Raw genomic sequence first — 12,543 nt, 5'->3', positions numbered from 1 at the left:
CTGCTTAAGATTAAGAATTATGCTAAAGCGCTTACTCATTCTATTATCTATTATTGCCATAGGATTACTTGTCTATTGTGTATTTGTAGAAAATATATTTTCCCCGAGATTAAGTCCGAAGGATACCGCTAAGGTCACTTTAAATGATTTAAAACTACAAGTAGAATACAATAGACCTTCCAAACGGGATCGTGATATTTTTGGTGCACTAGTTCCGTATCACAAGGTATGGAGAACTGGAGCCAATGAGGCCACTACCTTCCAAACCAATAAGGACTTAATGATCGATGGTATGCTGTTAAAAAAAGGAAAATATACCCTTTGGACCGTTCCTATGGAAGACGCATGGAAAGTGATGTTTAATACCAAACAGTACGAATGGGGAGTCAATGAAAAAATGGAACCCATGTGGGACCCCAACTATGACGCCATTGAAATAGAGGTCTTAAAACAGAGCCTAGACGAAACGGTAGAAAAGTTTACTATTGCATTTGACAATAAAACCGGAAATCTAAAATTAACTATGGCCTGGGACCAAACCTTAATCGAAATTCCTATGCAGACCTATCCGTATAAACCTTAAACCTTTAGTGCAAAGTGGCAAAAACCGACAAAACATATAAATCTGCTTTGCAAGAACAAGAGGGTATTGATCCTCCAAAAACACTAAGTGCCCATTCTGCAAAATCCATAAAAGCCAAGCGCAAAAAGCAACCTTCCGTTAATGATTTAGTAAATGGTATAACCTCTGGTCATATTACAGATCTAAGTAGAGCAATTACGCTAGTTGAAAGCACCAATCCCACCCATACAGCGAAAGCCCACGATATTATCACGGCCTGTTTACCACATGCCAATAATTCCGTTAGAATTGGTATTACCGGTGTCCCTGGTGTTGGCAAGAGCACATTTATCGAAGCCTTTGGAAGCTACCTTACAAGCATTGGTAAAAAAGTTGCGGTCTTAGCCGTAGATCCCAGCAGTACACTGAGTAAAGGCAGTATTCTTGGTGATAAAACCCGAATGGAAGATTTGGTCAAAGATAAAAATGCGTTCATACGTCCATCACCTTCGGGAGATTCTCTTGGTGGCGTGGCCCGTAAAACAAGAGAGACGATCATCTTATGTGAAGCCGCAGGGTTCGACACGATTATTATTGAAACCGTAGGAGTTGGACAAAGTGAAACTGCCGTGCATAGCATGGTTGATTTCTTTTTGCTACTTAAACTTGCTGGTGCGGGTGATGAATTGCAAGGCATAAAGCGCGGTATTATTGAAATGGCAGACGCTATAGTCATTAACAAAGCTGATGGTGATAATCTAAAAGCCGCCAAATCCGCGAAAGTTGAATTCAATAGAGCTTTACACCTCTATCCAGAAAAAGACTCGGGTTGGTCCCCTAAAGTTTCCCTATGTAGCGCCTTAAAACACGAAGGTATTTCTGAGGTTTGGGAGTTGATCCAAAACTACTTAAAGACCACGACTTCAAATAATTATTTTGAGCAGAATAGAAATAACCAGAATAAGTTTTGGCTGTTACAAACCATTGAAGAGCGTTTAAAGTCTGATTTCTTCAAATCCGAAAACATCAAGGCCGAACTAAAAACTCAAATCGAATTGGTTGAAGCTGGAAAAACGACGCCTTTTGCAGCAGCAGAGTATTTGCTTTCGCTATAATATAAAAAACAATACTTTTGCAGTGACTAAGCAATCACATCTATGTCGTATAAATTAACCATCATTGTTCCTGTATATAATGAAGCGGATAATCTTGAACGCGTTGAAACCGAATTATCCAATTATTTAAAAATTGCAAAGGTACCGGCTTCGGTTTTATTTATTAACGATGGTTCAAAGGACAACAGTCAAGCTTTAATTGAAAGTATTTGCGAACGAAACGACGCTTTCGAATATGTGCTTTTTAAAGAAAATAGAGGGTTGAGTGCTGCCATTAAAGCAGGCTTTGATTATGCGGACACCGAGTTGGTTGGTTATATAGATTCTGATCTTCAGACAGCACCAGAAGATTTCAATATACTTTTAGAACACATTGATTCGTACGAATTAGTGACTGGCGTTCGTGCAGACCGTAAAGATTCATTTGTTAAAAATATGTCATCTCGAATAGCTAATGGGATTCGACGTGCTTTCACGAAAGATGGTATGGATGATACGGGTTGCCCATTAAAAATCATCAAGACCGATTATGCCAAGCGCATACCTATGTTTAGAGGCTTACATCGTTTTTTACCTGCTATGATCATGCTTCAAAACGGTAGAGTTACTCAAATTCCGGTGCGACATTTTCCTAGAATAGCAGGCACGGCAAAATTTGGTCTATGGAATCGACTGTTAGGTCCTTTAATGGATTGCTTTGCCTATTTATGGATGAAGAAAAAATACATCAATTACGATGTGGCTAAAACCAGTAAATAATTATCCGTTTGAGCGTAATTAAAAACTTTTATGAAATGAATACGTCAATGCACTTCGACAAGCTCAGTGTGACAATTTGGATATTCAATAAACTATAAATTGAAGGACTGGATTATATATAGCATTGGTTTTCTAGCACAGATTTTATTCTCGTCTAGACTTATTATACAGTGGATAACCTCTGAAAAACAGCGAAAAGTTATTACGCCAACGACGTTTTGGACCCTGAGCCTATTCGCTTCTTTTCTCTTGTTTATTTACGGTTATTTACGTTTAGACTTTGCCATTATGCTCGGACAAAGTTTAACCTATTTTATATACATTAGGAATTTGCAGCTTCAGGGACAATGGCAGAAGTACCCTATAGTGATGCGCTATTTTCTTTTTATAGTCCCTATCTTAATTGTTGTTTTCTACTACAACAACAACAAAATTGACATGGAGCTTTTATTTAAGAATGAAGCCATCCCCACTTGGTTGTTAATCCTTGGAATCGTTGCCCAAGTTATATTCACCTTGCGCTTTGTCTATCAATGGATTCATGCTGAACGCCATAAGGCATCGTCTTTACCTATGGGCTTTTGGGTATTGAGCTTAATCGGGGCTGCCTTAATATTGACCTATGCCATTATTAGAGAAGATCCTGTGTTATTTGTCGGTCATTTATTCGGAATGATCATCTATGCGCGAAATGCCTATTTAATACGACAACACTAATGATTAAGCGCATCGAAAAATATCCTATTCTAAGCCTTATCCTTTTTGTCTTAATCATGCTGGGCTTTACCATAGACGCCATTCCTGTCACCATTATGGAAGCGCGTAATTTTATATCGGCAAGGGAAATGCTGACCGATAACAACTGGATTTTGACTACCATGAATGGTGAAGCACGTTACCAAAAACCGCCTTTACCCACATGGATAACGGCATTTTTTGGGATGCTCTTTGGGATAAAATCAGTTCTAGCACTGCGCTGGCCAGCACTACTGTTTTTAGCAAGTATTGGTGTTTCGACCTATTTGTTATCCAAGAAACTAGAACTCGATAAATCACACAGTCTAATCAATGGGTTTATAGTACTAAGCTCGTTTTATGTCATTGGCATTATCGTAGAAGCCCCTTGGGATATTTATACGCATGGTTTTATGCTCATGGCACTTTATCAACTCTTTATAATGCTTCAACATAAAAAAACAAGCATTATTCAAAGCCTACTATTTCTGTTATTTTTAGCAGGCTCAGTTCTGTCAAAAGGTCCCGTATCACTTTATGTACTGTTCTTGTCCTTTGTGATTTCGTATGCCATTGCTTTTAAACTAAAAGGTCACCTTCTACATTTTTTAAAGCTGACAAGTCTCTTGGTTTTTGGAATCGTTCTAGGTGGTTGGTGGTATTTTCATGTACGTATTGCTGATCCAGAAACGTTTACCGCTATTGCCTCAAAAGAAACCTCTAATTGGAGTAGCTATAATGTACGGCCTTTTTATTATTACTGGAGCTTCTTTGTGCAGAGTGGCCTTTGGACCATTCCCGCATTTATAAGCCTACTTTACCCTTACATGAAATCTCGTGTTTCAAACTTAAAGGCCTACAGATTTAGCTTTTTCTGGACGATTATAGCTGTTGTGCTTTTATCCGTGATCCCTGAAAAGAAATCTCGTTACCTGATGCCTGTTTTAATTCCTCTGGCCATTAATATTGGATTTTACATCGACTATTTAGTCCGTGAATTCAAAAATCTGAAAGACAAGCGCGAAACGATTCCTGTTTATTTCCAGTTTGGTTTAATTGGTATTATAGGTATTTTGTTTTGGCTATCAGAGTTTTTTATGGGGTCCTTCATTTTTAGCGAATTTGCTCTAAGATACATCATCACGTCCATCGCATTAATCAGTATTGGAGTATTCATCATTCGATATTTAAAAAGGAAGGACATAAAAACTGTGTTTTATCTTATTATACTGTTTTTAGTAAGTATTGGTTGTTTAGGTTTGCCTTTAGCGAAAAGTGGCGTGCAGAAAGACTACAAACCCGTCTCAGAATTAACCAACACCTATATGCCCTTATATAGTTTGGGCGATGTGTCACCTGAAGCTATTTATCATTATGGCGACAAAATTCCGAAATTAAATACTCCTGAGGGCTTGGTATTACCATCCGAAAAAGAATTTAATTTACTCTCAGGTGAAAAAAGTCCCGAGGATATTCCAGAATTATCCAAAGTGTACCATATCGTATTCATGGCGACTTACGACCTCAATACAGCCAAAAAAGGTACACGAGCGCATCGATCGCGCCTAGTCAATCAATTATACAGATTATCTAGAAAAGAATAATTTTTAGACTGGATCTGAAAGCGTTAAGTCATGTTGTGGAAGAATAAAAATAAGTTCAAAGTAAAAAGCATTAAAAAGGTAGATCTTTCAGGTTACATGGTGAAATATGGAATAACCCAAGAAGGTATACTATATGCTATTATCGCAAAAGAGGGAGATCAAAATAGATATTACCAAGAACTTATTGGGATTTCAGTTGATGGCAAGATATTATGGCATTCGGCATTGAAAATAGGATATCATAGCGAGCTTAGAATTTCTAAAGACGGCCATTGCTTTATCGGTTTTTCGAACGAAATTCATAAAATAGACAAGAATGGGACATCAGAGACGTTTATTACAATTGCTATTGATTCCGATCAAGAGATAGGAAGCTTTGCCATTTTAGACGATGCTTTTATTATTTGTATTCATGGCAAGAAGCGACCCAACTCCAAAGTTTTAAAAGTCGATTTAAAAGGACAAATCATATGGGAAACCCCAATCCCTGTGAATGGTATATCGTATGAGGGCGTTATGGAAATGAGGGCTGATAACAACTGGAAGGCGGAACGAAAAAAAGATTGGTCTCCAGAAAATTGGCTCTGTTTATACAATAATGAAATTATAATTTCGGATGATAGCATTTTGGTGAGCTACTTTGAAATGCCAAGAAGCGGTATTGGAAAATCTTATATTCTTGACTCTAAAACGGGAAAGATAAAATGGGATTCCAAACCAGCACCTTTTGAGTCGATCAGTTGTATTGGTAAAGGCATGTTTTTATTGGGTCACCAAGGCTATGGAGCGTTCGATACCGAGTTAATAAGTAGTGAGGGAGAGTTAATTGATAAATGGAAGTCCGTTGGAAAAACTGTAGTTTCAAAACATAAGGAAATAGGACTTATAGAGATGGATAATTCCTCTGCTTCAGAACTTTATCACTCCAAATTAATGGGGAATGGAGAGGTTATTAGGGGCTCTAAAATAGAAGGCTATTATATCATCGACCCTGTTTTGGACCATTATGGAAATATGATTTTTTGGAGAAATAATGAACTAACAGTAATTGATTCCAAATCGAAAAAACATAATTTATTACGTAAAGCATTTGAGAAAGAACCAACTACTTCAAGAAGAATATTATTGTTTGATGAAGGACAACTGATTTTTTCCCTGAATAAAGAGCTATATATTTTGGATACTACTCTTGGTTTTTTGGATAGTGGCAGCTGGCCCTGCAAATTTGGAAATAATGAGAGAAATCCAGTAATCGATTAAAATAAATGGCTAATAACAAAAGGGCAATAGTCGCAATTTGTCGGTTAATTTTGCTCAGGGGTTCTTACTATTCCGCCCTAATAAAACGCTTCTGCAAGTATATATTTAGTTTATAAAAGCCAAAGCCAGAAAGTGCACCGAAAGTCATTCCGCATAAAATATCTATGGGAAAATGAACGCCGACATAGATACGACTATAGGCGACCAAAAACGCCCAAAATAGTAGTATAAAAATCAGGTTTTTAAAATAAGAACGCAATACCAATCCTCCAAATACAGCCGCTGCCATGGAATTGGACGCATGACCAGAGAAAAAGCTACGGTTAGAGCTACAGCGCTCTGCAATAAAACGAATCATATCTTTAATCTCATCACAAGCACAAGGTCTAAATCGCAATACGGAGCGCTTTACCAAATTCGTCGTTTGGTCTGTGAATAAAATCATCAGCGTAATGCTTAGCATAATCATAAGCAATGCTTTCCAACCTAGTTTCTTGTAAATAAGAAATAACAATAAGGCATATAATGGTACGAAGGTCAGTTTGTTGGTTATTGCCAACCAGAGCCAATCCCAAGATGGCGAACCAAGGCCATTGAGATAAACAAAAAGTTCGGTATCTAAGTCTAAAAGCTTATCGAGCATTAGTCGTCGTAACGTGCTACTTCCCTATCGTAGAACTCCGTAGCTTGTCTGATATAATTTTCGGTTTCGGTTTCCAGTTCCTTTTGGTCGTGTTGATCAAATTCTTCAAACCATTCTACCTCGTCATTTTCAAGGTTGATGATAAACCTCGGAAACTCGGTATGGATGATATAAATGGCATCTGGATAATCCGTGTTATCGCCTAATATGAATTTGGGTAGTGTCATTAGTTGTGAGTGTCTAAAGTTATAAGTACTTAAAGTTTTCTTATACCGACAAAAATAGTTAAAAAGTCATAAGTACTCGGGGTGCCTAAAGTTTGTTTGCAATAGATGTGAAAATCGCCAACAACTCTTTAGCTTCTGTTCTCAGATTTTTAAGCCTTGGAAGCTCAAGCCAGTTAAGCTCCTCAATGATTTCTAACCAATAATCTGTCTCACTAGCTTCGGCTAAACTAATTTTGATCTTGTTTTTGAAATCCTTTGGACTTCTAGAACGATTAGCTTCTCTGTAATTAGCACCTACACTTGTTCCTGACTTGGTTAATTGATTTCTAATCACTAACGATTCAGTAGAATTTGGAAGGCTTGATGACAGATTAATTATATCAATAGCAAATTTTAGCGTACGTTTCTCTAGCTGTTTCGCAAATTCTTTATTAGTCATTTCATCAGATTTTAAAGTTTCAAGTACTCAAAGTGTCTAAAGTTACTCATTTAATTTTCATACATTTTAACATAAATTACTTCAGGCACTTCTAACTTCAGGCACTCCTACTCTAGGCACTTTAGGCACTCATAACTCTAAGTACTTTTAGCTATCAGCCGCTTCGTCAAATAATTAAACCGAATAAACAATAAAATGGCAGCGGTTGTCAATCCAGCTAAAAGTCCTACCCATATGCCTAAACTGCCGTAAGCCTCTTCTTTTCCTAAAAAATAACTGACTGGAAAACCCACCACCCAATAGGAAATGAAGGTGATGAGGGTTGGAATTTTTACATCCTGCAATCCACGCAGCGCTCCAAGTGCAATCACTTGCAAACTATCACTAATCTGGAATACCGCTGCTGCTAATAATAAGGTCGCAGCAATCTTAACCACCTCAGCCGTATCCATCGCATTGGTAGGGTCATCCAAATCCACATACAAATCGGGTAAGGCTTTATGAAAAACCACAAAGATCAGGGCAAACACTACGGCGAATATAAAACCCACTAAAAATATGGATTCTGCAATGCGCTTTAAGTTTTTGTAATCCCTGAGCCCTTTCTGATTGCCCACACGTACCATAGCTGCCACACTCAATCCCATCGCCACCATAAAGGTCATTGAGGATAGGTTTAAAGCAATCTGATTGGCGGCCTGGGCATTTTTACCCAAAAGTCCACTGAGCCAAATGGCCGCTGTAAAAATAGCCACCTCAAAAAACATCTGCATGGAACTAGGCAAGCCTAGGTTGATTATTTTATGGAGTGATTGTTTATTGAGCTTAAAGAACTTAATATTGGTAACATAGGCTTTGGATTTGTTTCGTTTTGCTAATAACCACCATAAGAAAAACAACATCACAAACCGCGATACCAAGGTACCAACTGCAGCACCAACAATACCCATTTGTGGAAAACCGAACTTCCCAAAGATGAGCACATAGTTAATCGCGACATTCAAAATATTGGCAACAATAGTGGCAAACATAGGATACTTGGTAAGTGATAAGCCATCACTAAACTGTTTAAAGGCTTGAAACATAATGAGCGGGACCAATGAAAAAGCGACCAATTCTAAATACGGAACGGCCAAAACGACCACTTCTTCGGGTTGGTCCATGACATACATTAAAGGTTGAGCCACCAACTCCATCAAAAACAGCAGTAGCCCTAATACCGTGCATAGAAAAAAGCCATGTTTAAAGACGGACTTGCCTTTGGTAAAATTCTGTTCAGAATCCGCCTCTGCCACTAAAGGGGTAATAGCAGTTGAAAACCCAATACCCAAAGACATGGCTATAAAAATAAAGCTATTCCCCAAAGACACCGCCGCTAATTCTGCAGAACCTAATTGCCCCACCATCACATTATCCACAAAGCTGACAAAGGTATGGCCTAGCATGCCTAACATGACAGGTGTGGCTAATTTAAGGTTGTATTGAAATTCTTTGGTATAGTTGCTTAAAACCATGCCGTAAAAGTAGGGCTTAGGTTTTAGTTGAGCGAATTAATTTGAAGGTGATATGGTAATGATAATTATTATTTTAGGGTATTTCTCGTTGCGGAAAATCATAACTGATTTTCTGTAATACCAAAAGATATCAAATTGCAAGGGACTCACCAGTAGTGAATTCCAATACAATGATCTATGTACTTTGTGGCGGTGTTATTCGTTTTCTATTTCTTCTAGCATTAAGGTAAATAATTCATTAAATTGTAGAAGTAACATTTCATGATGATTAATCAGAAAATCATCTAATAATGTTGAAGATAGAATCTTGGGTTTATCTTTTAATTTATCCTCTAGAAACTTTACAAGTATTTTGGATGCAGGAATGATAGCAATTAATTCATCTATTTTTTGATGAATCTCTTCATTTTCATAAACTAGACAAATCATTTGTAAGGTAGATAGTGTCTTACTTCCAATTTTATCAGATTCTAAAGATTTATTATAAACAATTGGGTATTTTTTTGATAATGTATCTTGAATGGACATTCTTTCATAAAGTGAACTTATACCATCATTTTCATCATTAATTTCTTTTGAATTTTTGTAGACTTTAATTTCGTAATCTAACTGTAAAACATCTAACGTTGCGCGAAATTGAGAATAATATTGATATTGCTGATAATCAGAAATTGCTAGTTCTAACAATACTTTTTTCTGCTCAGTTTTTGAATCACTTAAATAAAGTTGTCTACCAAAATACCATCCTACTACATTAGCAAATAGAGATATAGCCAAAATAATAAGTGCTATTTTGAGTTCCCTTCTATATTCTTTCTTTTTCACTATTTTTTTTTTAAGTCAGAAGTATTTTCTTTATAAACCTCATGAAGTCAATACGTAGAACTACGTATTTTTAGTTAGAGTGAAGCCGCATTATCCTTAGCCTCCTCAAACTCAGCCACCATATCCGCTACAATCTTAGCCACCGGTTTAATATCATGGATTAATCCCGAGATTTGGCCTATCTCTAATTCACCATCCTCTAAATCACCTTCAAACATCCCGCGCTTGGCTCTGGCGCGACCTAATAATGTTTTCAATTCTTCTATCGTTGGGCCTGTTTTATAAAGCGCCTGGACTTCGTTATAAAACTTGTTTTTAATCAGACGTACGGGCGCCAGTTCTTTTAAGGTCAATTGGGTATCCCCTTCTTTGGCATCTACTACCACTTGTTTAAAATCGCGATGGGCTGAAGACTCTTCACTGGCTACAAAACGGCTACCCACTTGTACACCATCGGCACCCAATACCATACAGGCCAACATGGCCTTACCTGTGGCAATGCCTCCTGCCGCGATTAGCGGAATCTCTAATTGTTCCTTCACCATAGGGATTAGGGTCAAGGTTGTCGTTTCATCTCGTCCATTATGCCCACCTGCTTCAAAACCCTCGGCGACTACAGCATCGACGCCTGCGGCCTGTGCTTTTAAAGCAAATTTGACAGAACTTACCACATGCACTACGGTTATCCCTTTGTCTTGTAGCCATGAGGTCCAGGTTTTTGGGTTTCCTGCAGAGGTGAAGACAATTTTTACGCCTTCCTCCACAATGATATCCATAATCTCTTCAATATTGGGATAGAGCATCGGCACATTAACACCAAAAGGTTTATCGGTGGTGGCTTTACAGTTTTGGATATGCTCACGCAGAACCTCTGGATACATAGAACCTGCCCCTATTAATCCTAAAATACCTGAGTTGCTGGCAGCCGACGCTAAACGCCAGCCGCTATTCCAGATCATACCAGCTTGTACGATTGGATATTTAATATTAAAAAGTGAAGTGATTCTGTTGGCCATGACTTTATTTTGCTTGTGATAAAATTCGTCAATTCGAGTGACTTTAGCGAAATAAAACCATAGAAATTCTCTTTTGTCAGTTCGAGTGTCCTGACGCTTGCCGTCAGGATGTATCGAGAACCTTTGTAACTAACCAAATTTATCAACAGCTCTACTAAGCATATTGAATACATTGGGGATGCCTGCCTGTCTGCCAAACTCAAACGCTCATAGCATTTATTGCTTAATAATCTTTAGGGTCTGCGAATGTGATGCTGAGGATACCTTCATAAGATAAACACCAGAAGACAGATCTTCAAAATTTAGGACATTTGATGTGCTGTCTACCTTAGTATGGAGCACTTCTTGACCTAGATGGTTGAATAGTGTCACTTTAAATGCGTTATCCGAGGCCAAATTAAAATACAAGCGCTCTTTTACTGGATTAGGATAAATACCGAAATTCTCCACAGCGCCATTATCTATGCCTAAGGTCCTTGCCAAGGCTAAATCGGGTATACCGTATCCCAGAAGATCGTCCGGCGTGGTATATTGTGAAGCAGATTGCCTCACCAAGTCCATAAGCGCCGTAGGTGATGCGTCAGGAATGGATTGCCATAAAGCTGCCATACCACCGCATAGAATTGGGGCACTGAATGAGGTTCCATTATTTTGGGTAATCGTGTTATTCTCGTCAACAACATAAGCCAAGCCTGCTCTTGCCACCACATCTGGTTTCTGATAGCCTACTTGTGCTGCCCCGCCTTGAGAACTAAATGACACATGGTCACCATTGGCATCGACCCCACCAATAGATAATACATCTGGAGAGTCTGCCGGTGCTCCAACGGTTTGCCAAGCTACAGCTCCGGAATTCCCCGCGCTGACTACGACTAAAATGCCTTTTTCGGCTGCGATAGATGCGCCTTTGGTTATAAAGGCTGTTTGGCCATTCATTTCTGCTGGTGTATAATTGTAATTGGCATTGTCATACTCTGTGTAGCCCAATGAGGTGTTAATCATATCTACACCCAAGCTATCGGCACGCTCAGCGGCTTCCACCCAGTAACTTTCTTCAACGGGGTTTTCACTGCCGACATCTTCGGTAAGAAATAAATAATAAGAGGCGTCAGGTGCCGTACCTACGTACTGATCTTGTATATAAGCAGCCATAGTGCTCAAAACTCGTGTCCCATGTGAACTCGCTGTATTGGCATAGACATCCGCATTGCGATTCACAAAATCATAGCCGTCTAACAAGTCTCCGTTATCTCTTAACCTTTGAAAAGCGCCCATGGTATTGACGTTAGGAAAACCAGAATCCATGACGGCAATCGTGATACCATCGCCTGTGAAATCATCTATGTGTAAATCGTCGGCATTGATCATTTCTACCTGATTTTGAGTATCTCCGTAGGTAAAAACAATACTTTCGTCCTCAATGTCTATAAAATCCCGAACGGTTTCTGTACGAAAACCCAAATCTGCTAAGCTCGTATTCGCAAAATCAATACCATCTATATAAGCCAAAGTACTCAAGGCCGAAATATCGGTCTCCGTTCCTCTCACATGCACCGCATTAAACCACTTTGACTTCGCCATAACCGTAATTCCTGTCTGCGTTTTTAAATCTGCTATATAAGGTTCATGCACAGGTACATCCCGATCATCTATGGCAATGCCATGGCGTGACTTTCTATCTAAAGCCTTTTGTGTTAATATAGAGATAGGATTGCTTAATGCCGTGGATGTATTTGGCTTATCTGTCAAATAAACCCAAGCGTCTTCTTGAGCATAGCTATTTATTGTGATAAGAAGCAATAAAAGCATGGTTAATGTTCTAATCATGGCTTTTCTTTTATTGC

13 protein-coding genes are annotated in these 12,543 nt (G+C 38.5%); 6 read left to right on the top strand and 7 right to left on the bottom strand.

Features of this window, described 5'->3' with window-relative positions; genetic code table 11:
• The first annotated feature begins 19 nt into the window (after positions 1-19).
• The 6 genes from ACO052_RS09965 to ACO052_RS09940 all read left to right on the top strand — a co-directional run bounded on the left by ACO052_RS09965 (position 20) and on the right by ACO052_RS09940 (position 6,035).
• The gene (locus ACO052_RS09965) at positions 20-583 is read left to right on the top strand and encodes a DUF2911 domain-containing protein (RefSeq protein ID WP_422107863.1); all 564 of its coding nucleotides are present in this window, start codon (positions 20-22) and stop codon (positions 581-583) included.
• Between the two features lie 14 nt (positions 584-597).
• The gene (gene meaB / locus ACO052_RS09960; protein WP_422107862.1) at positions 598-1,677 is read left to right on the top strand and encodes a methylmalonyl Co-A mutase-associated GTPase MeaB; all 1,080 of its coding nucleotides are present in this window, start codon (positions 598-600) and stop codon (positions 1,675-1,677) included.
• 42 nt (positions 1,678-1,719) lie between these two features.
• Positions 1,720-2,436, top strand: a complete 717-nt coding sequence (locus ACO052_RS09955) for a glycosyltransferase (RefSeq protein WP_422107861.1) — start codon at positions 1,720-1,722, stop codon at positions 2,434-2,436.
• Between the two features lie 99 nt (positions 2,437-2,535).
• Positions 2,536-3,153, top strand: coding sequence for a lipid-A-disaccharide synthase N-terminal domain-containing protein (locus ACO052_RS09950; RefSeq protein WP_422107860.1), 618 nt, complete (start codon positions 2,536-2,538; stop codon positions 3,151-3,153).
• Positions 3,153-4,775, top strand: coding sequence for an ArnT family glycosyltransferase (locus ACO052_RS09945; protein WP_422107859.1), 1,623 nt, complete (start codon positions 3,153-3,155; stop codon positions 4,773-4,775). The genes ACO052_RS09950 and ACO052_RS09945 overlap by 1 nt, the downstream gene beginning before the upstream one ends.
• Positions 4,776-4,805: 30 nt before the next feature.
• Positions 4,806-6,035, top strand: a complete 1,230-nt coding sequence (locus tag ACO052_RS09940; RefSeq protein ID WP_422107858.1) for a hypothetical protein — start codon at positions 4,806-4,808, stop codon at positions 6,033-6,035.
• 67 nt (positions 6,036-6,102) lie between these two features.
• Here the strand turns inward: ACO052_RS09940 and ACO052_RS09935 are convergent, their stop codons facing one another.
• The 7 genes from ACO052_RS09935 to ACO052_RS09905 all read right to left on the bottom strand — a co-directional run bounded on the left by ACO052_RS09935 (position 6,103) and on the right by ACO052_RS09905 (position 12,526).
• Complete coding sequence (locus ACO052_RS09935) at positions 6,103-6,678, bottom strand: phosphatase PAP2 family protein (protein ID WP_422107857.1); 576 nt, start codon at positions 6,676-6,678, stop codon at positions 6,103-6,105.
• Positions 6,678-6,905: a hypothetical protein gene (locus ACO052_RS09930; RefSeq protein WP_422107856.1), complete on the bottom strand. Its 228-nt coding sequence runs from the start codon at positions 6,903-6,905 to the stop codon at positions 6,678-6,680. Before ACO052_RS09930 ends, ACO052_RS09935 begins: the two co-directional genes overlap by 1 nt.
• 85 nt (positions 6,906-6,990) lie before the next feature.
• A complete protein-coding gene (locus tag ACO052_RS09925) occupies positions 6,991-7,344 on the bottom strand; it encodes a four helix bundle protein (protein WP_422107855.1) in 354 nt (117 codons plus the stop codon).
• A gap of 137 nt (positions 7,345-7,481) precedes the next feature.
• The gene (locus ACO052_RS09920) at positions 7,482-8,858 is read right to left on the bottom strand and encodes an MATE family efflux transporter (protein ID WP_422107854.1); all 1,377 of its coding nucleotides are present in this window, start codon (positions 8,856-8,858) and stop codon (positions 7,482-7,484) included.
• Positions 8,859-9,053: 195 nt separating this feature from the next.
• Positions 9,054-9,683 carry a hypothetical protein gene (locus tag ACO052_RS09915; protein ID WP_422107853.1) on the bottom strand — a complete coding sequence of 210 codons (630 nt, stop codon included), beginning with the start codon at positions 9,681-9,683 and terminating at the stop codon, positions 9,054-9,056.
• Between the two features lie 74 nt (positions 9,684-9,757).
• Positions 9,758-10,699: an NAD(P)H-dependent flavin oxidoreductase gene (locus ACO052_RS09910; protein WP_422107852.1), complete on the bottom strand. Its 942-nt coding sequence runs from the start codon at positions 10,697-10,699 to the stop codon at positions 9,758-9,760.
• Positions 10,700-10,915: 216 nt separating this feature from the next.
• Entirely contained in the window at positions 10,916-12,526 is a 1,611-nt protein-coding gene (locus ACO052_RS09905; protein ID WP_422107851.1) for a S8 family serine peptidase, read from the bottom strand.
• Positions 12,527-12,543 lie beyond the last annotated feature (17 nt).

Source organism: Winogradskyella sp. (assembly GCF_965228925.1).
GTDB lineage: Bacteria > Bacteroidota > Bacteroidia > Flavobacteriales > Flavobacteriaceae > Winogradskyella.
Note: the sequence above shows the minus strand (reverse complement) of the source record. Positions and strands in the feature narration are given on the sequence as shown.

What these genes read in the sequence shown, in the direction of transcription:
- ACO052_RS09920 (WP_422107854.1), bottom strand. Translation starts at nt 8,858, where the DNA reads ATGGTTTTAAGCAACTATACCAAAGAATTTCAATACAACCTTAAATTA.
- ACO052_RS09955 (WP_422107861.1), top strand. Translation starts at nt 1,720, where the DNA reads ATGTCGTATAAATTAACCATCATTGTTCCTGTATATAATGAAGCGGAT.
- ACO052_RS09930 (WP_422107856.1), bottom strand. Translation starts at nt 6,905, where the DNA reads ATGACACTACCCAAATTCATATTAGGCGATAACACGGATTATCCAGAT.
- ACO052_RS09925 (WP_422107855.1), bottom strand. Translation starts at nt 7,344, where the DNA reads ATGACTAATAAAGAATTTGCGAAACAGCTAGAGAAACGTACGCTAAAA.
- ACO052_RS09935 (WP_422107857.1), bottom strand. Translation starts at nt 6,678, where the DNA reads ATGCTCGATAAGCTTTTAGACTTAGATACCGAACTTTTTGTTTATCTC.
- ACO052_RS09965 (WP_422107863.1), top strand. Translation starts at nt 20, where the DNA reads ATGCTAAAGCGCTTACTCATTCTATTATCTATTATTGCCATAGGATTA.
- ACO052_RS09945 (WP_422107859.1), top strand. Translation starts at nt 3,153, where the DNA reads ATGATTAAGCGCATCGAAAAATATCCTATTCTAAGCCTTATCCTTTTT.
- ACO052_RS09910 (WP_422107852.1), bottom strand. Translation starts at nt 10,699, where the DNA reads ATGGCCAACAGAATCACTTCACTTTTTAATATTAAATATCCAATCGTA.
- ACO052_RS09940 (WP_422107858.1), top strand. Translation starts at nt 4,806, where the DNA reads ATGTTGTGGAAGAATAAAAATAAGTTCAAAGTAAAAAGCATTAAAAAG.
- ACO052_RS09905 (WP_422107851.1), bottom strand. Translation starts at nt 12,526, where the DNA reads ATGATTAGAACATTAACCATGCTTTTATTGCTTCTTATCACAATAAAT.